The 21,929-nt window shown below is 37.7% G+C and carries 19 protein-coding genes and 1 riboswitch; all 19 genes read left to right on the forward strand.

Annotation, left to right across the window (positions count from 1 at the left end):
- Nucleotides 1–18 precede the first annotated feature (18 nt).
- The 19 genes from AC6CHR_RS11690 to AC6CHR_RS11780 all read left to right on the forward strand — a co-directional run bounded on the left by AC6CHR_RS11690 (nt 19) and on the right by AC6CHR_RS11780 (nt 21,927).
- Complete coding sequence (locus AC6CHR_RS11690; RefSeq protein ID WP_498248932.1) at nt 19–705, forward strand: CoA transferase subunit A; 687 nt, start codon at nt 19–21, stop codon at nt 703–705.
- A gap of 68 nt (nt 706–773) precedes the next feature.
- Entirely contained in the window at nt 774–1,433 is a 660-nt protein-coding gene (locus tag AC6CHR_RS11695; RefSeq protein ID WP_498248933.1) for a 3-oxoacid CoA-transferase subunit B, read from the forward strand.
- A 130-nt stretch (nt 1,434–1,563) separates the two neighbouring features.
- Nucleotides 1,564–2,703 carry an acyl-CoA dehydrogenase gene (locus AC6CHR_RS11700; RefSeq protein ID WP_498248934.1) on the forward strand — a complete coding sequence of 380 codons (1,140 nt, stop codon included), beginning with the start codon at nt 1,564–1,566 and terminating at the stop codon, nt 2,701–2,703.
- A 92-nt stretch (nt 2,704–2,795) separates the two neighbouring features.
- A complete protein-coding gene (locus AC6CHR_RS11705) occupies nt 2,796–4,142 on the forward strand; it encodes an acetyl-CoA carboxylase biotin carboxylase subunit (RefSeq protein WP_498248935.1) in 1,347 nt (448 codons plus the stop codon).
- Between the two features lie 54 nt (nt 4,143–4,196).
- Nucleotides 4,197–4,979: an enoyl-CoA hydratase gene (locus tag AC6CHR_RS11710; RefSeq protein WP_498248936.1), complete on the forward strand. Its 783-nt coding sequence runs from the start codon at nt 4,197–4,199 to the stop codon at nt 4,977–4,979.
- 218 nt (nt 4,980–5,197) lie between these two features.
- Nucleotides 5,198–6,625: a LysM peptidoglycan-binding domain-containing protein gene (locus AC6CHR_RS11715; protein WP_498248937.1), complete on the forward strand. Its 1,428-nt coding sequence runs from the start codon at nt 5,198–5,200 to the stop codon at nt 6,623–6,625.
- A 201-nt stretch (nt 6,626–6,826) separates the two neighbouring features.
- Nucleotides 6,827–7,987, forward strand: coding sequence for a phosphoribosylglycinamide formyltransferase 2 (gene purT / locus AC6CHR_RS11720; protein WP_498248938.1), 1,161 nt, complete (start codon nt 6,827–6,829; stop codon nt 7,985–7,987).
- Nucleotides 7,988–8,309: 322 nt separating this feature from the next.
- Nucleotides 8,310–8,486, forward strand: coding sequence for a hypothetical protein (locus AC6CHR_RS11725; protein WP_498248939.1), 177 nt, complete (start codon nt 8,310–8,312; stop codon nt 8,484–8,486).
- 289 nt (nt 8,487–8,775) lie between these two features.
- The gene (gene zwf, locus AC6CHR_RS11730) at nt 8,776–10,266 is read left to right on the forward strand and encodes a glucose-6-phosphate dehydrogenase (RefSeq protein ID WP_498248940.1); all 1,491 of its coding nucleotides are present in this window, start codon (nt 8,776–8,778) and stop codon (nt 10,264–10,266) included.
- Between the two features lie 39 nt (nt 10,267–10,305).
- A complete protein-coding gene (gene gnd / locus AC6CHR_RS11735) occupies nt 10,306–11,202 on the forward strand; it encodes a phosphogluconate dehydrogenase (NAD(+)-dependent, decarboxylating) (protein ID WP_498248941.1) in 897 nt (298 codons plus the stop codon).
- Nucleotides 11,203–11,397: 195 nt separating this feature from the next.
- Nucleotides 11,398–12,774, forward strand: coding sequence for a cobyrinic acid a,c-diamide synthase CobB (locus AC6CHR_RS11740; protein WP_498248942.1), 1,377 nt, complete (start codon nt 11,398–11,400; stop codon nt 12,772–12,774).
- On the forward strand, nt 12,767–14,296 hold the full coding sequence (locus AC6CHR_RS11745; RefSeq protein WP_498248943.1) for a cobyric acid synthase: 1,530 nt from the start codon (nt 12,767–12,769) through the stop codon (nt 14,294–14,296). The genes AC6CHR_RS11740 and AC6CHR_RS11745 overlap by 8 nt, the downstream gene beginning before the upstream one ends.
- On the forward strand, nt 14,286–15,347 hold the full coding sequence (gene cobT / locus AC6CHR_RS11750; protein WP_498248944.1) for a nicotinate-nucleotide--dimethylbenzimidazole phosphoribosyltransferase: 1,062 nt from the start codon (nt 14,286–14,288) through the stop codon (nt 15,345–15,347). The genes AC6CHR_RS11745 and cobT overlap by 11 nt, the downstream gene beginning before the upstream one ends.
- Nucleotides 15,348–15,416: 69 nt before the next feature.
- A riboswitch (cobalamin riboswitch) is annotated at nt 15,417–15,615 on the forward strand.
- Nucleotides 15,616–15,908: 293 nt separating this feature from the next.
- On the forward strand, nt 15,909–16,850 hold the full coding sequence (locus AC6CHR_RS11755; RefSeq protein ID WP_498249142.1) for an ABC transporter substrate-binding protein: 942 nt from the start codon (nt 15,909–15,911) through the stop codon (nt 16,848–16,850).
- Nucleotides 16,813–17,877, forward strand: coding sequence for a FecCD family ABC transporter permease (locus AC6CHR_RS11760; protein WP_498249143.1), 1,065 nt, complete (start codon nt 16,813–16,815; stop codon nt 17,875–17,877). Before AC6CHR_RS11755 ends, AC6CHR_RS11760 begins: the two co-directional genes overlap by 38 nt.
- Nucleotides 17,878–17,879: 2 nt before the next feature.
- Nucleotides 17,880–19,346 carry an adenosylcobinamide amidohydrolase gene (locus AC6CHR_RS11765; protein WP_498248945.1) on the forward strand — a complete coding sequence of 489 codons (1,467 nt, stop codon included), beginning with the start codon at nt 17,880–17,882 and terminating at the stop codon, nt 19,344–19,346.
- Nucleotides 19,343–20,299 carry an adenosylcobinamide-phosphate synthase CbiB gene (gene cbiB / locus AC6CHR_RS11770; RefSeq protein ID WP_498248946.1) on the forward strand — a complete coding sequence of 319 codons (957 nt, stop codon included), beginning with the start codon at nt 19,343–19,345 and terminating at the stop codon, nt 20,297–20,299. The genes AC6CHR_RS11765 and cbiB overlap by 4 nt, the downstream gene beginning before the upstream one ends.
- Nucleotides 20,300–20,320: 21 nt before the next feature.
- Nucleotides 20,321–21,400, forward strand: a complete 1,080-nt coding sequence (locus AC6CHR_RS11775) for a pyridoxal phosphate-dependent aminotransferase (RefSeq protein ID WP_498248947.1) — start codon at nt 20,321–20,323, stop codon at nt 21,398–21,400.
- Nucleotides 21,382–21,927 (forward strand): bifunctional adenosylcobinamide kinase/adenosylcobinamide-phosphate guanylyltransferase, encoded by a 546-nt coding sequence (locus AC6CHR_RS11780; protein WP_498248948.1) that lies wholly within the window; start codon nt 21,382–21,384, stop codon nt 21,925–21,927. The genes AC6CHR_RS11775 and AC6CHR_RS11780 overlap by 19 nt, the downstream gene beginning before the upstream one ends.
- Nucleotides 21,928–21,929: the final 2 nt, after the last annotated feature.

Raw genomic sequence — 21,929 nt, forward strand, 5'->3', positions numbered from 1 at the left:
AAAGGAGTGAACAATATCTTGAAGCCTATCTTAACATCTTTTGCAGAGGCAGTAAGCGAAATAACAAATGGAGCAACGATTATGGTTGGTGGATTTGGTCTAGTTGGAATTCCTGAAAATTTAATACTAGCTCTTAGTCAAACTGGAGTAAAGGATCTAACAATCATTTCAAATAACTGTGGAGTTGACGATTGGGGTCTTGGCTTGCTATTAAAAAATAAACAAATTAAAAAGATGATCTCTTCCTATGTCGGTGAAAACAAAGAGTTTGAGCGTCAAGTATTACAAGGTGTACTTGAAGTGCAGCTTACACCACAGGGAACCCTTTCTGAAAAAATTCGAGCAGGAGGTGCCGGGATACCAGCATTTTATACAAAGGCTGGTGTCGGAACGTCTATTGCTGAGGGAAAAGAAACAAGATTATTTAATAATAAAGAATATCTTTTAGAGGAAGCAATCACAGCAGATTTTAGTTTCATTCGTGCCTTGAAAGCAGATCGAATGGGAAATCTTATTTACAATAAAACAGCGCAAAATTTTAATCCGTTAATGGCTGCAGCTGGAAAGATAACCATAGCTGAGGTTGAGGAGTTGGAAGAAGATATGCTACCACCTAACCATATTCATACTCCAGGTATTTATATTCAGAAAGTAATCGTCGGACAGCAGGAAAAACGAATTGAGCGATTAACCATTCAAAGTTAATTGAAGGATCAAATTATGTTGATCACTAAATGTGCGTAGAAATGATGAGTTAGCAAGGGAGGTTTATTATGCCACTGTCTACTAGAGAGAAGATTGCGATGAGAGCAGAATCTGAGATTGCAAATGGAGCCTATGTGAATTTAGGAATTGGGATGCCAACACTTGTAGCAAACTATTTGTCCCACAGCAAAGGGGTTGTCCTCCAATCGGAAAATGGGTTGTTAGGGATTGGTCCTTTTCCGACGAAGGCAGAGGTTGATCCAGATTTAATAAATGCTGGAAAGGAAACCGTTACGGCTGCAAAGGGAGCTAGTTATTTTAATAGTGCTGATTCATTTTCAATGATACGTGGTGGGCACATTGATGTAGCAATCCTTGGTGGTATGGAAGTCTCAGAGACTGGTGATCTAGCTAATTGGATGATTCCTGGAAAGATGATCAAAGGTATGGGAGGTGCAATGGATCTTGTCCATGGCGCTAAGCGAATTATTGTTATTATGGAACATACGAATAAAATGGGACAATCAAAAATACTAAAAACATGCACGTTACCTTTAACAGGGAAAGAAGTTGTCGATCGAATTATTACAGACCGAGCCGTTTTTGATGTGACAGAAAAAGGGTTGATGCTAGTTGAAGTAGCAAAGGGCTATACGGTTGAAGAAATCATCACAATTACTGAACCAGATATTATTGTCGATGAAAATGTGAAACTAGCTGCCTATTAAAAAAGATGGTGATAAGCCTTTTTCCAAAAGATAATCCAGTGGTTGTTGTACGTTTCACCAGTTTCGTGTTCTTTCCATTCAATTATTAAGAACTTCTATGGAGAAGTACCTGAAAGAAAGGATGAGGTCAATGAATTTTGAATTAACAAAAGAACAAGCAATGATTCGCAAGGTTATCCATGAATTTGCTGAAGCAGAAGTTGCACCAAATGCGGATGAAAGGGACCGAACAGCAGAGTTTCCTGTAGAGATATTCACAAAGTTAGCTGGACTAGGGATGATGGGGCTCCCTTTTCCTGAAAAATATGGTGGTGGTGAGGCAGATACTATAAGCTTTGCAATTGTAGTGGAAGAGCTAAGCAGAGTTTGTGCATCTACGGGGATTACCTATTCTGCACATATATCATTAGGAGCTGCACCACTCTATTTATTCGGTACAGAAGAACAAAAACAAAACGTCTTACTCCCACTTTGTAAGGGGGAGTATTTAGGTGCATTTGGTTTAACTGAACCAAATGCAGGTTCTGATGCAGGGGGCACACAAACGAAAGCTGTTCTAGAGAACGATCATTGGCTGATTTCTGGGTCAAAGTGTTTCATAACCAATGCGAGTTTTGCCAAGGTTCTCGCAATTACTGCTGTTACTGATCAATCAAAGGGAACAAATGGGATTAGCGCTTTTCTTATCCCTACAGATACCCCAGGATTCACGATCTATGACAACTATCAAAAATTAGGTCTTCATGCATCTAATACAACTGAACTTGTTTTGGAAAATGTAAGCATTCCAAAAGAAAACCTTCTCGGAGTAGAAGGGAATGGCTATAAACAGTTTTTAGCAACTTTGGATGGAGGAAGAATTGGCATAGCCGCAATGGCTGTTGGAATCGCTCAAGGTGCTTTTGAAAAATCACTTCAATATGCTAAACAACGAAAACAATTTGGTAATAACCTATCCACTTTCCAGGCCATTCAATTTAAGTTGGCGGACATGGCTATGAACATCGAGCTAGCTAGAAATAGTGTCTACAAAGCAGCTTGGTTAAAAGACCAAGGAAAATTATATAAAAAAGAAGCTGCGATTGCTAAGTTGTTTTCATCGGAAATGTGTATGAAGGTTTGTGATCAAGCGATCCAAATTCATGGTGGTTATGGATATATGAAGGAATACCAAGTAGAACGATTCTTTCGAGACGCAAAGCTTCTTGAGATTGGAGAAGGAACTTCAGAAGTACAAAGAATGGTGATTGCACGTCAAATTGGTTGTTAATTATTGGGATGTTTTCGCTAAGATCGTTTGTCGTTTAAGAGCAACAATCTAATAGAATATAGCAGGGTTTTTTCAGGAAGGGAGGGCAAAGCATGTTCAATAAAGTTCTGATCGCGAACCGTGGCGAAATTGCTGTTCGAATCATCAAAACATGCAAATTGTTAGGGATTCATACAATTGCTGTATATTCAGAGGCCGACTTTGAATCACTACATGTCCAGTTGGCAGACGAGGCCCATTTAATTGGAGGTCCTCGGGTTACGGAGAGTTACTTGAACATGGATAAATTGTTAGACGTTGCAGTAAAAACAAAAGCGGAAGCAATTCACCCAGGCTATGGACTTCTTTCAGAAAACCCCAAATTCGCTAGTCGATGTCAGGATGAAGGCATTGTGTTCATTGGTCCTAGTCCACAGGTGATTTCTCAAATGGGGAATAAAATTGAAGCAAGAAAAGCGATGAAAGAAGCTGGACTCCCCGTTGTCGACGGAATATTGAATCCATTAGCGAATCGAGAAGAAGCGAGAAGTTATGCTAACCACATCGGTTATCCCGTCATGCTCAAGGCCTCTGCAGGAGGAGGGGGGGTTGGCATGCAAATTATTCGAAAAGAAGATGAGATCCTAAAGGCGTATGATGGCAATCAAAAGCGAGCTAAATTGCTTTTTGATAATGGAACGATGTACCTTGAAAAATATATTGAAAATCCAAGACATATTGAAATTCAAATTTTTGCAGATCATTTTGGGAATGTCGTGCACTTATGGGAACGTGAATGTTCTATACAGCGACGGCATCAGAAAATAGTAGAGGAAGCTCCTTCTGTGTTTCTCGATGAAGGCACCCGGCAAAAAATGGTGAACGCTGCTGTGTTAGCTGCTAAATCAATTGGCTATACAAATGCAGGTACAATTGAATTTTTAGTCGATAGTAACAAACAATTTTATTTTCTTGAAATGAATACACGTCTACAAGTTGAACATCCAATTACCGAAGAAATTACTGGAATGGATCTTGTTAAAGAACAGCTATGCATAGCTGCAGGTGAAAAATTAACTCGATCACAACAACAAATAAAACGAGAAGGTCACGCCATTGAAGTTAGAATATATGCTGAGGACCCAGTAACCTTTTTTCCATCTCCAGGGACAATCACAAAATTAGTTTTACCAATAGATCAAGGTGTTCGTCATGAACTAGGTATTGGTGAACAATCGGTTGTATCGCCTTTTTATGACCCGATGATAGCAAAAATGATTGTGAAAGGAAACGATCGAAATGAAGCGATAACTAGACTGCAAACAGCGCTAGCAAATTATAAAATTGACGGAATTAAGACGAATATCCCGTTGCTTCAAAAGACTGTTTCACATCCAGCCTTCTTATCAGGTGATACAACGACTGAATTTCTAACTAAGCATAGATTGTTTTCGCAATGATTTTTGTTTTGATTTAACACGTAGCTTTAAATAAAATCGGCTGGAGGGTGAAGGATGGCCACTGTCTTACAAATTTCTAAACTAGAAAATGGAATTGTGATCATGATCTTAAATCGACCTGAAGCGGCAAATTCGTTATCTTTACAGATGTTAGAAGAGTTACAAAAAGAGATTCAATCCTATAAATACGATAAAACAGTACGTTGTCTTGTGATAACGGGTAGTGGTGAAAGAGCCTTCTGTGCTGGTGCAGATCTAAAAGAACGTGCAGAAATGGACAGAAACCAAGTTCGTAAAACAGTGTCGTTGATCCGAGATATGATAAATGCAATAGAGGAGTTGCCACAACCCGTAATAGCTGCGGTGAATGGAGCGGCTTTTGGTGGTGGAACTGAATTAGCATTAGCATGTGATATCCGAATTGCTTCTGCAACAGCTGCGTTTGGTTTAACAGAAACCTCACTTGGAATCATCCCTGGAGCAGGAGGCACACAACGCTTACCGAGATTAATCGGTAAAGGAAGAGCAAAGGAGTTAATTTTCACAGCAAGGAAAATTGAAGCAAAAGAAGCGCAAGAAATAGGGTTAGTAGAGTATGTGGTTTCTGCTCAATCGGTACTGATTAAAGCACTGGAGTTAGCCAATTTAATCGTGAAAAATGCACCGATTGCGATTACCCAAGCGAAATTGTCGATCAACAAAGGGTGTGAAGTAGACTTACACACTGGGCTTGCGATTGAACAGAATGCTTATGAAGTAACGATTCCCACTAAGGATCGATCAGAAGGACTTCAAGCATTTAAAGACAAGAGACAGCCAGAATTTAAGGGTGAGTGATTATGATAGTTCGCCTTAAACAAAAGAGCTCTTTCTAAACCGAGGCAAATAATAAGCTATACGACAAGTTTAAATAATGCAATCGATAACATAGGAACTGGGTAATCGGTATTTCTTAAATAATTATGTAAATATGTTAACAGAAATATAAAACCTAGGAGATGTCATATAATCGGGATAAGGGTAAGTTGTGACATTTCTATCCTAGGAGGTACTATATGCAATTATTCTACACCGTCATGAATGATGATACACTTTATCAAATCGCTACACGATGGGATCTTCCAGTTGAAGTGGTGATTGCAGCAAATAACTTGATCCCTCCATATACGATTTACAGCGGTAAACAACTCTCTATCCCACCTGGTGCCAATACTATTCGTGTCGTGCAAGATGATACACTTGACCAAATATCTCACCATTATCGAGTTCCGAAATCTGTGATCATTGAGGCAAATCAGCTTCAGCCCCCATATCAACTCAAGATTGATCAGCTGCTCCATGTGCCACCTGGAGTTCCTTACTATGTTGTTCAAAAAGGAGATACGTTGTATCAAATTGCAAAAAGCTTTAACGTGTTAATAGCGGGACTTATTAATCCCGAACCGATCAAAATGGTTAATCAACTTAAATTAAATCAGCTATATCCAGGCATGAAGATCCGGATCCCATATACGACTCCACTAGTAAGCGGGCTTATTGCTTATACGTCAAACAAAAATGGCAACTTCGATTTATCAATATTTAATCCTAGCAATGGTTCCGTTGTTCAGGTCACAAACGGTTTAGCAGAAGCTTACTCTGTACCTGTTTGGTCTTGGGATAACAAGAAAATAGCTTTTGTTGGAAAACTTGGAAACCTATATATTTTATCACTAGAGCGTGATGATATTGAATGTGTTGATCAAATAAATGAAGGATTTGATGGTCATTTGGAATGGTCACCAAACAATCAAAAACTTGTATATGTAAAAAGTGGGCGGATGAATTTTTATGACACCATCACCAAAAGTCATGGATTAATAGGAAACAAACGAGGGGCATCAGATGCTAACTGGTTTCCAAACGGTGAGGAGCTATTATTTCAATCACCTGATTTAAAAGGCATCAGTCAGATTTACCGTATCCATGCAAATGGTACGGAATTACAACAAATTACAAAAAATTCAGACGGACGTCTCAGAAATATCCGATTATCAAATGATGGAAGCTCAGCCCTTTATACAACCACTATCGCTAACAACATACATCTCCAAATCATTGATCTATCAACTGGATCGCAGACAACTATAAAAGAAGGAGCCCTTATGAAAAACACGATCCCTCTGTGGTCCCCACAATCAAATAAAATCGCATACATCTCTACAGGCAATATGACTAGCAGTTCATTTTCATTTATTCGTTCCACAGACACAACGGGGGAAAATCACAAAACGTATGCGATTTCGGATTACCTTGCAACATCTTTGGCATGGTCGCCAGATGAACGGATAATTGGCTATCTTTCAGGATGGAATGACAACAGCACGGCGGGTGAAATTTGGCTAGTTGACGTAAAATATCCTGCGCCAATTCGAATAATGGAAACTCAGCAGATTACATCGTTAACATGGTCAAATTCAGAACCTACAAATTCCAAAAGCTAACTATTCAAAAACGTATTGTTTCATATTATTTATAGAGGTAGGCATAGGTGATAGGAAGTTATGACTGAAAACACTTGGGACAGTTCTGCTGTCAGGATAATGATTAAAGTATTAAAAAGAAAAAAGACGAATAAAAACCCTTTTTATCGAGCTATTGTTCGTATATAATAGGCTGTAATTACTTAAAAGGGGGACGATTAGATGTATCAATCAAAAAAATTATTATTATTAGGGTCTGGTGAATTAGGAAAAGAACTCATCATAGAAGCTCAACGATTAGGAGTAGAGACAGTTGCTGTCGACCGATATGAGCACGCTCCAGCAATGCAAGTCGCAGATCGTAGCTATGTCATCGATATGCTTGATCCTCGCCAGATAAGGAAAATTGTTAAGTTGGAAAAACCTGATTTAATTGTCCCAGAAATAGAGGCAATTGCTACATCAGAGCTTATCAAATTAGAAGCAGAAGGTTTTCAGGTGATCCCAACAGCACGAGCAGCTAAACTGACAATGGATCGGGAGGGGATCAGACGCCTTGCTGCTGAAACGTTAAAGTTACCTACAGCTAATTATCAATTTGCCAATACATATCAAGAATTTATTCAATCTTCCAAAGAAATTGGATTTCCATGTGTTGTTAAACCGCTTATGAGCTCATCAGGAAAAGGACAGAGTGTTTGTAGGTCGATAGATGAGATGGAGGAATGTTGGAAAATTGCGATGGAAGGTGGAAGGGTCCAAAATGGAAGAGTGATAATTGAGGAATTTATTAAATTTGATTTTGAAATTACACTTTTAACAGTCCGTGCAGTTAATGGGACGATGTTTTGTGCACCAATTGGCCATACTCAAAAGGACGGAGATTATATTGAATCTTGGCAACCACATAATATGTCTGAGAATCAAATGCTAGAAGCAAAAAATATTGCACAAACGATAACAGATGAACTAGGTGGCCAAGGTATTTTCGGGGTTGAATTATTTTTAGCGAAAGATAAAGTCTATTTTAGTGAAGTATCACCTCGACCACATGATACTGGTCTAGTTACGTTAGTTACCCAAAACTTATCAGAATTCGCCTTACATGTTCGAGCAATTTTAGGTTATCCAATCCCTGAAATTACCCTTGCCAAACCAGGAGCAAGTCGACCATTAAAGGCTGAAAAAGAATGGAATGACTATTTAATAACAGGTATTGATCAAGCACTAGCTGTAAAGGATACACAGCTTCGTGTATTTGGAAAACCTGTGACAAAGGTCGGCCGTAGATTAGCAGTTACCTTGTCAACTGGAGATACAGTTGAACTTGCCAGAGATCGAGCAAAGTCAGCATTGGATAAACTAGATACTCATAGAGTCTAAAAGTTACCAACAACTGAGCTAAAATGAAGGAAAATAGTAAGCTCTATTTCCCAGGGAAGCGCAATAATAGACAAAATAGGCGTTTATTGTGTTTTTATTGTCAGATTAAATGCTCTTTTTAAAGACCTTCTCGAGAAGTTTGATGAATCCGTAGAAATTGTAACAAATTTATCATTTAAATGTAACCTATAGCAACTCATAACAAGGAACATCCACAAATATACTAATACAGGAGCAGAACAGAAGAAAACTTTGTACGTGAGTTCGTTTTTCTTGGCTCTAAATTGTTGCTCCTTAAATAGTAGATGTGGGAGGGAATTACATGAAGTGTAAAAACTGTAATGGTGATAGCTTGCTAAATTGTAAAAGTTGTTCAGGAGAAGGCTTCGACTTTGGAAACCATAAGTGCGATACATGTTCTGGAGAAGGTGTCATCGCGTGTTCTTCATGTGAAGGTAAAGGGAAAATTGGCTTTTTTAAGTGGTTAAAGACTAGTTAAGTAAATAATAGGGTAGTGTTCTGCAATACTTACACCTTATTTAAATTGATAGTTAATACAGAGCCTAACACATTTAAATTGTGTTAGGCTTTTTCTATTTAACAATAAAAGGTTTATTTAAACTGGATAAATCAATTTCTTACTCATTATACAAATCCATGTCCCATATAAAGGAATTTATGTTTTTACCATTAGTTTAGATAATTAATGATCAACTGGACACTATAAAGAATGAAATTTCAACCTGAAAACGTAATTGAGATTATTGGTTAAAACAGGAGGAAGGAAAATGGATTCTTTGACATTTGTCTTACTGGGAGCAACTGGAGATTTAGCTAAAAGGAAAATCATTCCTGCCTTATATCGTTTATTTTTAGATCAGAAAATGCCTCCTTCTTTTTCTCTAGTTGGGGTAAGTCTTTCAGAATTAACAGATACAGAGTTTCATGAACTTGTGACCGAATCGATAAGTACTTTTACAGATCTTAGTATACATAATCAAGACCAACTATTAACTTTTTTAGATTCCATTCGCTATTGTAAAGTTGACGTCACGATTCTAGATGAGTATAAACGGTTATTATCACTAGTAAAGATTCGAGAAAAGGAATTATCGATTCCAGAGAATCGATTGTTTTACATGTCTGTTGCTCCGCGGTTTTTCGACGTGATTGCTTTAAATATTCACGATAGTGGCTTGGGAAAAACATCAGGTTGGAAACGTCTGATTATTGAAAAGCCATTTGGGCATGATTTAAAGTCTGCACAGGAATTAAATCATAACCTTACGAAAGCATTTCAAGAAGAAGAAATATATCGGATCGATCATTATTTAGGAAAACCAATGGTGCAAAATCTTGAAGCTTTAGAATTTGCAAATCCAATTTTTCAAACATTGTGGAATAATCAACATATCGCAAATATTCAAATTACTGCTAGTGAAACAGTTGGTGTTGAGAAAAGAGCAGGCTATTACGATCAAGCTGGGGCAATTCGAGATATGTTTCAGAACCATATGCTGCAATTGCTAATGATGTCTGCCATGCATCTTCCAAAAAGGATCACAGCAAAGGCAATTCGAGATGAAAAGAGGAAAATTATTGAATCAATTCGTCCACTTACTAGGGAGTCAATCATGATCGATGTTGTACGTGGACAGTATGGCTCAGGTGAAATTGATGGAAATCATGTCATGGGTTATACCGATGAACCAGGAATTGATAACACTTCGAATACCGATACGTTTGTAGCTGTTCGTTTGTGGATTGATGACCCTTTTTGGAAGGGGGTACCATTTTATCTTCGGACAGGAAAGCGAATGAATAGAAAATCGACTCGAATTGTCATTGAATTTAAAAATCCTTCAAAAGACCTTTATTTAGAGCAAAATGAAGAAACTGTCCCAAATCTTTTAATTATTGGGATAAATCCAAACGAAGGTGTATCCCTTCAATTAAATAGCAAGAATCCACTAAAAGAGGGAAAACTTGAGCCAATCAATATTAATTTTATCGCGGATCAAGAAGATGTACCTAAAGCATATGAACTGTTAATTTTAGATGCAATGCAAGGTGATTCCACCTTTTTTGCGCATTGGTTGGAAGTAGAACAATCTTGGAAATGGGTACAACCTATCCTTAATGCATTTAAAGAAAACACTTTGCCTCTTCATCCCTATCCTTCAGGCTCCTTTGGTCCTGTCGCATCACTCGACCTACTTCAACAAGAAGGGTTTGGTTGGTGGTTAGATAAAAACACACTTGAATCCTCTAAAAAATAAATTTTTAGACAGTAATTATAAACTCTAGGAGGGTTAAATATGAAAATTGGTGTTATCGGTTTAGGTAAAATGGGTCTAAACATTAGTAAAAATCTTATTGATCACGAGCATCAAGTTGTAGCTTATGATATAAATCAAGAAGCTATTAACGAAATAAGTGAGTATGGAGCTATTGGAGCAACGAAATTAACAGATTTTATAGAATTATTGGATAAGCCGAGAATTATCTGGATTATGGTGCCACATACAGTGGTGGATACGGTTCTAAACGAGATTAAATCTTTATTAACAAAAGGAGATATTGTCATCGAAGCAGGTAATTCTCATTTTAAGGAGTCAATCCGTCGTTATCAAGAATTTAAAACGATAGGAGTAAGCTTTCTTGACGCAGGTACCTCTGGTGGAATTGAAGGTGCTCGTAACGGGGCAAATTATATGATTGGTGGAGATGAGGAGGCATGGAACGCAGTAGAGCCGATATTCCGTGATACCTCCGTTAATAAAGGATACTTATATACAGGAAAATCAGGTAGTGGACATTTTCTGAAAATGGTGCATAATGGGATTGAATACGGGATGATGGCAGCCATTGGTGAAGGGTTTGAAGTATTGGAAAAAAGTGAATTTGATTACAATTATGAGGGTGTTGCTCGGGTTTGGAGTAATGGATCTGTGATTCGTTCATGGCTTATGGAATTGATGGAGAGTGCATTTTCTAAGGATGGAAATTTAGATGATATTAAAGGGATTATGCATTCTTCGGGAGAAGGAAAGTGGACGGTTGAAGCAGCTTTAGACCTACAGGCAGCTACACCAATTATTGCCCTATCACTGTTAATGCGGTATCGTTCATTGGAAAATGATACATTTACCGGCAAAGTAGTAGCAGCTCTCCGAAATGAATTTGGAGGACATGCTACTGTAAAAAGTGAGTAGTTTGATCAAGATGAAAACTCCAGTGTATGAAGAGCTGACTAGATACTCATTTGTCGGCTCTTTTATGTTATGATTTTTATGGTCATTCAATTGGGAAATGAGTCACCATCCAAATAAATACTTATTCGTTACAAATACATTAAACAAACGTTTAATTAGCACTAAAATGGATGTTTAGTTTGAGAGGAGATTGCTTTGTTAAAACAACGATTAGTCATAGCAGGGGTTTCAAGTGGAGTTGGCAAGACAACGATTACATTAGGGTTAATGGCTGCACTTAAGCAAAGAGGGCTAAATGTACAAGGGTTTAAATGTGGTCCGGATTACATAGATACAAGTTTTCATACGGCTGTCACCGAAAGACCTTCTCGTAATATAGATAGCTGGATGTTTTCTAAGAATGTGATGAAAGAGATATTTGTAAATGGAAGTAACCGAGCTGACATTTCGATTATCGAAGGCGTAATGGGTTTATATGACGGCAGGACAGCTACCTCAAATGAAGGGACAACTGCAGAGATTAGTATTCTCTTAGATTCTCCTATTGTTTTAGTGATTGATTGCAGTCTAATGGCAAGAAGTGCTGCAGCGATTGTTAAAGGGTACCAACTTTTAGATGATCGAGTCAAAATTGTCGGTGTAATTGCAAACAAAGTCGGAAGCATAGGACATTACCAAATCATTAAAGCTGCGATTGAACAAGAATGCGCTATACCAGTATGTGGCTATTTATTAAATGATTCCAAGGTTACTATGCCAGAAAGACACTTAGGGCTTGTTCCATTAACGGAGAGTAGTAATGTAAAAAGTCTGTTCTCTAAATTAGCTAAGCTAGTTGAAGAGACAATAAATGTCGAACAAATAATAGAGCTTAGTAAGAGTAAGCCGCTAGCCGTTGATGTCTCAGATTCTATTTTCATTAAACAACCTACAAATGGGCTGAAGATCGCCATCGCTAAAGATCAAGCATTTAATTTTTATTATCAAGAAAACATAGAACTAATCGAAGCATATGGAGCAGAGTGCCTTTACTTTTCACCTTTGAGAAGCGAAGCGATACCAATAGAGGCAGACGGTCTATACATTGGTGGTGGATTTCCTGAACAATTTTTAGAAGAATTGTCTAAGCAAGTAGCCGTTAACCATTCGATTAAACAAAGAATAGAGAATGGTTTACCAACGATAGCTGAATGTGGTGGATTTATGTATTTGGCAGAATCAATTGAAACAAAGGAAGAAGATCATTATCAAATGGTCGGAGTTATACCTGGGTCGATTAAAATGGAGAACAGTTTGCAAGGCATTGGATACAGGGAAATCACGGGACAAACGGGAAACTACTTGTTTACCAATGACCAAACAGCCCGAGGACATGAGTTTCACTACTCATCTTTCAACCCGAAGGAGATTACAATGTCTGCATATCATACAATCGGAGTATTTGGAGAATGTGTTGAAGGGGTCATAACGAATAATGTGATAGCTGGATATACCCATATTCATTTTGCCTCATGTCCAAAGCTCGTCGAAAACTTCTTAAATAAATGTTTAGAGATGAAGAATAATGAGTGAATATAAAGCGAAACCCATCATGGTACAAGGAACACATTCAGATGCAGGTAAAAGTATTTTAGTGACAGCATTGTGCAGGATTTTTACACAGGATGGATATCATACTGCACCATTTAAATCTCAAAATATGTCACTGAATTCATATATTACGATAGACGGGAAAGAGATTGGTAGGGCACAAGGTATTCAAGCAGAAGCAGCAGAGATTCATGCCACGACAGATATGAATCCAATTCTGATTAAACCTACGGGTGAATCTAATGCACAAATCGTTGTTCATGGAAAACCACTAAAAAATATCGAAGCATATACCTATAGAAGTGATTACTATGATACGGCAAAAAAGGTAATAAAAAAATCGTATGATCAGTTAGCTTCTACATATGAGAGAATAGTGATTGAAGGTGCTGGGAGTCCCGCTGAGGTCAATCTAAATGATCGAGAACTAGTCAATATGAGTGTTGCTAAAATGGCAGATGCTCCCGTCATTATCGTTGGAGATATTGACAAAGGAGGCGTATTTGCAAGTCTCGTTGGGACACTACAACTGCTTGATCCAAAAGACCGCGATCGTGTAGTTGGCGTGATCATCAATAAATTCCGTGGTGATCTCTCGTTACTTGAACCAGGATTAACATGGTTTGAAAATTACACAGGTAAGCCAGTATTGGGAGTTGTTTCTTTTCTGAATGACTTGCTAATCGACGCAGAGGATTCACTAAGTCTAGCGAATTACAGTTTTCAAAAAAATCAACATAAAGAGTTGGATATTGCGATACTTAATCTTCCTAAAATTTCAAACTTCACTGATTTCGATCCTTTACATTATGAAAAGGATTGCCATGTGCGGTTTGTAGATCATGCCCATCAATTAGAACAACCAGATGTGATCATCCTTCCAGGAAGCAAAAACACAATAGAAGATCTGATATACTTAAAACAAAAAGGCTTAGATCAAGAAATTGTTCAAGCTCATCAAAATGGAGCACTTATCTTTGGAATTTGTGGAGGATACCAAATGCTTGGTGATTTAATTGAGGATCCCTTTCAAGTTGAAACAAATATCAACTATGTAGACGGGTTGAAGCTCCTTCCATTACATACCACACTATCAAAAGAAAAGATAACCGTTCGATCAGAAGGAACACTAACCTTATTTGGTAAAGAGATAGACGTTACCGGATATGAAATTCATATGGGTTTAACCAGTCATCTAGAAGATTTGCAAACGCTCATTGAATTATCCGATCGAGTAGATGGTAGTAAAAATCAATCGGAAACATGTATCGGAACATATTTTCATGGTGTTTTTCACAATGACCTTTTCAAAGAACATTTTTTAAATCACATACGAAAACGTAAATCGCTTAAGCCACTTCTAAATAGGAAGTCATATGAAACTAGACGATTAAGTGAATATAATCGATTAGCAGATCATGTAAGAGAAGCGATAGATATAGAGAAACTATCTGAAATGATTAATAATTATCATAGAAAAGAGAGAGAAATCGATGAATCTTAATGACATTAAAAAAACGTTACAAGCGATAGAACCACTTAACAATGAAAAAATGAAAGAAGCCGAAGAATACATTAATACCTTGACGAAACCAATTGGCAGTTTAGGGAAATTAGAAGAATTAGCTATCCAACTTTCAGGGATTACTCATCAAGTCTTTCCAGAGGTGACCCGTCCCGGCATATTGGTATTTGCCGCGGATCACGGAATTAGTGACATGGGCGTATCGGCTTTTCCTAAGGAAGTTACGATCCAAATGGTACATAATTTCTTGAATGGTGGCGCAGCGATCAATGTCTTTGCAAAGCAAATCGATGCGATTTTAAAAATTGTTGATATCGGAATTGCCGAGGATATAGATCATCAATACTTGCTACAAAATAAGGTGAAACACGGTACAGATAACTTCTATGAAAAAAATTCGATGTCAGTGGAGGAGGCAAACCAGGCAATCCTTGTTGGAATGGAAACTGCACAATTGGTCATTGATAAAGGAGCAAAGAGTCTAATTGTTGGTGAAATGGGCATTGGGAATTCAACAACTGCTGCTGCTATTGCTTCTGTTATAACAGGTTGTTCTGTTGAGGATGCAGTAGGAATTGGAACAGGAATAACCGATGAAAGTAGACAAAGAAAGGTCTCTATCATAACAGATGCGTTAGAAAAAAGAAATCCAGATCCTAGCGACGCAATCGATATATTATCGAAAATAGGTGGACTTGAAATCGCTGGGATGGTCGGAGCAATCATAAAAGCTGCTGAACAAAGGATTCCAATTATATTAGACGGATTCATTTGTACGTCTGCTGCGTTGTTAGCTGTTCTACTCGAGGAAAAGGTAAAGGAATATTTGATTGCAGGACATATTTCACAAGAACCAGGCCATTTCCATGCTTTGTCCCATTTATCTAAGTCGCCATTATTAAATCTAGATTTGAGATTAGGTGAAGGCACTGGCGCTGCTCTTTCGTTTCCGTTACTAGAGGCGGCAACTCAAATGGTTAAAGGAATGGCAACGTTTGATTCAGCAGGCGTTGCAAATAAACGCGAATAAACGCGGAATCTTGTCGTTTTTTCATTTACTTGACTACAATAATCTACTATAATAATCATTGTCACAAAAATTGAATAGTCAATAATAGGTCCTTACAAATGAAAATTTTAAGGGTAAAAGGGAAGTTATGGTGAAAATCCAACGCGGTCCCGCCACTGTAAACGTTGAATGAAGCTTACATAATCCACTGCATCCTTATTGGATCCGGGAAGGAAAGCGATCATGTTGATGCGTGAGCCAGGAGACCTGCCTATTATGTTGTTGAAGTATCCTTCGTGGAAAAGGATGCCTTTAAAGTATCCGATGTTTGATTTGTGCAATTCAATCGTATACCCTAAAACAACTTACGCCTATTCCATGAGAAGAGGCGTTTTTTCTTTATAGGAACAACAGCGACTAGACAAAAAACAATAGTAATGTTTTCTTCAATTATAGGACAGTTTACAGTACATAGATCTTGCCACCTTATTGGGAAGACTTACTATTATTAAAAATGGGGAGTTGAAAAGATTGACAGGAACAAAGAAAAAATGGTTTTTGCTAAACCTACTGTTTGCATTAATGGTCGTTTTCACAATTGGTTGTAGCGCAACAGAGGAGAAAGAAAAAGACGGAGTCAGTAAGGTGGAAACTAAGGACACAAATGAAACAAATAGTGAACAAGCATTTCCAGTAACTGTCGTAGATGGTAGTGGGGACGAGGTTACAATCGATTCAGAACCGGAAACAATCGTATCTTTCATTCCAAGTAATACGGAAATTACTTTTGCCTTAGGTCAAGGAGAAAAGCTAGTTGGGGTTGATGACTTCAGTAATTATCCAGCTGAGGTTGAAGCGATTGAAAAAGTAGGCGGTCAGGAAATAAATGTAGAAAAAGTCTTAGCATTACAACCAGATCTTATCTTGGTTACAAATTTCCATCACGAAAATAATCAGGATATCTTAAAGCAATTTAAAGAAGCAGGAAGTGATGTTCTTGTTGTGGGAGATGCTGCATCTTTAGATGATGTCTATGAAACAATTACCTTAGTGGGTGAAGTAGTTGGTGCAACAGGTGAAGCCGAAAAAATGATAGCTGATATGAAAAGTCGTTTGAGCGAGATATCTGAAAAGGCTAAAGAGGTAACGGAGAAGAAACGCGTATGGGTTGAAGTTTCCCCGGCACCAGATATTTTTACAACTGGTCAAAATACATTCATGCATGAAATGTTAGAAACAATCAATGCTATAAATACTGCCGGTGAGCAAACAGGCTGGGTTAAGATGACAGAAGAAGAGATAGTTACATTGAATCCAGATGTCATCATTACCACTTATGGGTATTATGTTGAAAATCCTTCAGAACAAGTATTAAACCGTGCAGGCTGGGGAGAAGTACCCGCAATTAAAAATGAACAAGTTTTTGATGTTGAAAATGATATGGTGACAAGACCTGGGCCAAGACTAATTGATGGAGTTGAGACGCTTGCAAAACTCATTTATCCGGACGTTTTTGGCGAATAAAATTTTATGGGTGTATCTTTTAAGCGGAGGGTTTGTACTTAGTACAGCTCTCCTTGGTTTATTTATTAGTAGTGTTCACTATCCGATTCCGGTCATAATTGACACGATTACATCAAATTTGTTTAACCAGACCATTTTTAATAAAACGATTCCTGATGTCGCAGAAAGAATTATTTGGGAAATTCGTTTACCACGTGTACTATTGGCATTCTTTGTAGGTGCAGCTCTTTCACTTGCAGGTGCAGCTTTTCAAGGACTCCTCAGAAACCCGCTCGCTGATCCTTATACAATTGGTGTTTCTTCAGGTGCTTCTTTAGGGGCTGTTAGTGTCCTTTATTTTCAGTTATCATTTACCTTTTTAGGTGGATATACGTTACCTGTGATTGCGATTTTATGTGGATTCTTGACGATGGTCATGGTTTTTGCTGTTACTCATTTTGCTAATCGCAAGTTATCTATTGAGACCATTATTTTGGCAGGGATTATTGTCAGCTCATTTTTAGGAGCAGTTATTTCGCTTATCATTTCGTTAAGCTCACGCGAAGATACAGGTCAGATCCTCTATTGGTTAATGGGGAATATCGGAATGAGAGGCTGGAGTCATGTTAAATTAATCATTCCCTTCTTTCTAATCGGTTCCTTTTTGTTACTTGTCCGTTCGCGAGAATTAAATGCCTTTGCACTTGGTGAAGAATCTGCAGAACACTTAGGTGTAAATGTCCAACACGGAAAAATATACATCTTAGTCGGAGCGTCTTTACTGACAGGTGCAGCAGTTGCTGTATCTGGTGCAATTGGTTTTGTAGGTTTGGTCATTCCTCATTTTATCAGATTAGTAGTTGGCCCGAATCATAAGCTTGTTTTACCGCTCTCAATGTTGGTTGGTGGAGGATATCTCATCTTAGCTGATCTAATCGCAAGAACGATTATTGCACCAAGTGAATTACCAATCGGCGTCATTACCGCATTAATTGGAGCACCTATCTTTGGGTTATTATTAATAAAAGAACGCGTTGGAAGGGGATAAACATGATTGACATAAAAAACCTTTCTGGTGGTTATCAGCAAAAAATGATTATTCACGATTTATCGCTTACGATTGAAACAAGTCATTTCTACGCGATAATCGGTCCAAATGGAAGCGGTAAAACAACGCTGATAAAATTATTAACAGGAGTGTTACCATCTCAAAAAGGTACAATTTCTATCTTTAATCAATCTCTACGTGATTTATCGACTCAAGCACGTGCCAAAATGATGGCTGTTTTATCACAGGAAGTCCAAATTGACTTTGACTTTTTAGTCGAAGAAATAGTTTTATTAGGAAGATATCCTCACCAAAAAGGGATAATCAAACACATTTCTAAAAGAGATTATCAAATCGTCGAAGAGGTTATGAAGCAAACGAATGTTTTACAATTTCGCAAGCAGCCTTTTAACAAATTAAGTGGTGGGGAAAAACAACGGGTATTATTAGCAAAAGCCTTGGCTCAAGAACCGAAGATCCTCTTTTTAGATGAGCCAACAAATCATTTAGATATTAAGCATACAGTCGAAATGTTGCTCCAAATTAAAGACTACCAACGTAAGCACCAATTAACGATAGTTGCGATTCTGCATGATTTAAATACAGCAGCCCTTTTTGCGGATAAAGTTGTTCTTATGAACGAAGGGAAAATCATAGAATCCAGTGATCTCTCGGTATTGCAAAAGGAAGATCAACTTCAAGAAGTGTATGAAGTGGCAATCAAAAATATCCAACACCCTGTAGTGCCAAAACCACAAATTACCGTTGTTCCTTATCACGTAGCAACTATGCTAAATAAAGAAATGAATTTTGCGATAAAACAAACGGAACACTTTATACATATTGGATTTAATCATCCATTAAGAACAATTTCAAATAGCGTTCTTGGTGATGGTCTTACTTGGTGTAATCATTTTTGTAATTTCCATGTAGATAAAGATTATCATAGTAGCGACCCAAAGAAAGATATTATTAATTGGCTAGAACTAGTGAAAATAAGTGAGCATAATACAGTAGGTATGATGACGGCAGCTATCCTTCAAGATAGGAGTATTGTTCACGAAGAAAAAGAAGGGGTAGAGATTTTAGTTGTCACTACAGCCGGTGTTGGTAATGCAGTTGATATTACTGATCATTCCCGAATCACTACAAGCTTTCAAATTGGCACGGTAAATATCATGGTCTTCCTCAATGCTCATTTAACAGATGGTGCACTAGTGAATGCGATCCAATCTGCTACTGAGGCAAAGACAAAAGCATTTCATGATTTACAGATTAAAGATCCTCACAGCCAAACGGTTGCTACAGGAACATCAACAGATAGTACGCTTATTGCTACGACACAACTTGGAGAACTAACACCTTATGCAGGTTCAGGAACTGTGATTGGAAAGGCAATAGGGATAACCGTATATAAAACAATAATAGAAGCGGTAACTAACAATAAGATTCGATGTGAAAAGCAATGACAACTGTGATTGTTTTTTATTTTTATGTAATCCTAGCTGCCATTATCCTTGATTTATTAATTGGTGATCCAAGGTGGCTACCCCATCCAGTCATTATTATAGGCAAGGTGATTAGTAAAGTTGAGAAAACCTTAAATAGTGGGAAGTTACGTAAACTTAAAGGCACCATGTTAACAATTATGATTGTAATCGGAACATTTATTTGTATGAAAATGATTTTATCAATTGCCGGATTAATCCATCCATTTGTCGCTTTATTTATTGAGATCTATTTCATCTCAACAACGATTGCTATTAAAGGTTTACAGAGAGCTGCAAAGGATGTTGCGATACCTTTAAAAAATAAGGATTTACCGTTAGCACGAAAAAAGCTAAGTTATATTGTGGGTCGTGATACCGAAGATTTGCCAACCCAGGAAGTCGTACGTGGAACGGTAGAAACAGTAGCTGAGAATACAGTTGATGCGATTATTGCTCCATTATTTTGGGGATTAATCGGCGGTGCACCATTAGCGATGGCGTATCGAGCTATTAATACATTAGATTCAATGGTCGGTTATAAAAATGATAGATATCGACAATTCGGCTGGGCATCAGCAAGATTAGATGATTTAGTAAATTGGGTTCCTGCACGATTAACTGCCCTTTGTATTTGGTTATTTTCTTGGCTGATTCCCCATGCAAAAAAACGAAATGGGCTTGTGGTAACATTACGTGATGCCAAAAAGCATCCGAGTCCAAATAGTGGATGGCCGGAAGCAATGACTGCTGGACTATTAGGTGTTGAATTAGGGGGATTAAATTACTACCAAGGGCTTGCCTCCCATCGAGCGACCATGGGTAATCCCATACGAGTATTGGTGCCAAAGGATATTCGGAATTCGATTATTTACATGAATGGTGCATGGATTACCTTTATGCTCATCCTTTTTATTCTTGTTATTAGCCTATAGAGAAGGAAGGTGTACAAAACGATGAAATGGCCAGAACACGGGGGACAACCTAATAGAATTCTAGAGTTACATGGAATAATTGAAGGGCAATCATACTATGATTTCAGTGCAAATATTAATCCTCTAGGTCCCCCAGAACAGGTATCAGAAAGCTTATCTGAGGTGTTTACTCAATTTGATAAATACCCAGACCCACAATATGAACAGGCAACAAAGCTAGTTGCGATACAAGAGCATTTGTTAGATGAACAAGTTCTATTAACAAATGGTGGTTCTGAAGCGATATTTTTAGTTGCCCAATTGTTTACTGGGAAAAAGGCACTCATTATCGAACCAACTTTTTCTGAATACAAACGCGCATGTGAGGTTTATGGCTTATCTGTCTCACAACTTTCATTGAACCAAGATTTTTCTTTTCCCCTTGAAAAAGTTATCAATAAAATAGAGGACATAGACATCGTCTTTTTATGCCGCCCAAATAACCCAACAGGTACAGTCGTTGATTTTGAAGATATAATAGTCATTCTTGAAAAAGGTTTGACTTGTCAAACGACAATTGTTGTGGATGAAGCATTTATTCACTTTCTACCAACTGAAGTACCAGATTTATCAGGATTAATCGAAAGATATCCTAATTTAATCTTACTACGATCGTTGACGAAAATTTATGCGATACCTAGTTTGCGTCTAGGGTATGTGACAGCAAGTATGAACACCATTACCCGCTTGAAAAAAAACCAAATTCCTTGGAGTATAAATGGAGTCGTTATTGCGTTATTACCGACCATATTCAAACAAACTGTATTTGTCGATGAAACAAAATTGTGGTTGCAAAAACAGTTAGCAAGGATCACTTCTGAGCTGACAAATTTAGGCTTCTATTATTCACCTACCCTAGTTAATTTTTATTTACTAAAGGATCAAGATCAACAAGTCGATACTGAACACTTGCTTCACTTTTTATTAGCGAATAACATTATTCCTCGACATACCCATACCTTTTATGGTCTTGAAGGCAGGTATTTACGATTTGCCGTTCGGAGTGAACAAGAAAATACCTATTTGTTAGACATATTACGTCGTTGGAAGCAACGGTCTTGATCTCGTTTATCTCTGGAGGAGCACGTTCAGGAAAAAGTTCATTTGCTGAAGAGTATGCACTCAACTTATATAAGAGAGTTAATCATTCATCATTACTCTATATTGCTACTGCAGAACGTACTGATCAGGAAATGGAAGCACGAATAAACCGTCATATTAAAGAACGAGAGCCAATATGGAAGACGGTTGAGGCACCACTTGATATATCAACAATCTTAGAAAACACAAAAGCTAAGGATATTGTCTTGGTGGATTGCTTAACAGTTTGGTTAAATAACATGATGTATAAGGGAAACGCCGATCTAGCAAATATAAAGGCATCTGTGTCTAAGTGGATACAGATTTCAAGGCTAAAGCAAATAGAGTTAATCATCGTTTCTAATGATCTAAATGAAGGAATGCCAATTGATCATATGATGGTTCACGAATACATCTACACTTTAGAACAAGTGCATCGAACTATTACCGCAAACGCAGAATCAGTCTTTCAAGTAATCGCTGGAATTCCAATACAATGGAAGGGGTGATC

It is taken from the genome of Metabacillus sp. GQ13 (assembly GCF_059758525.1).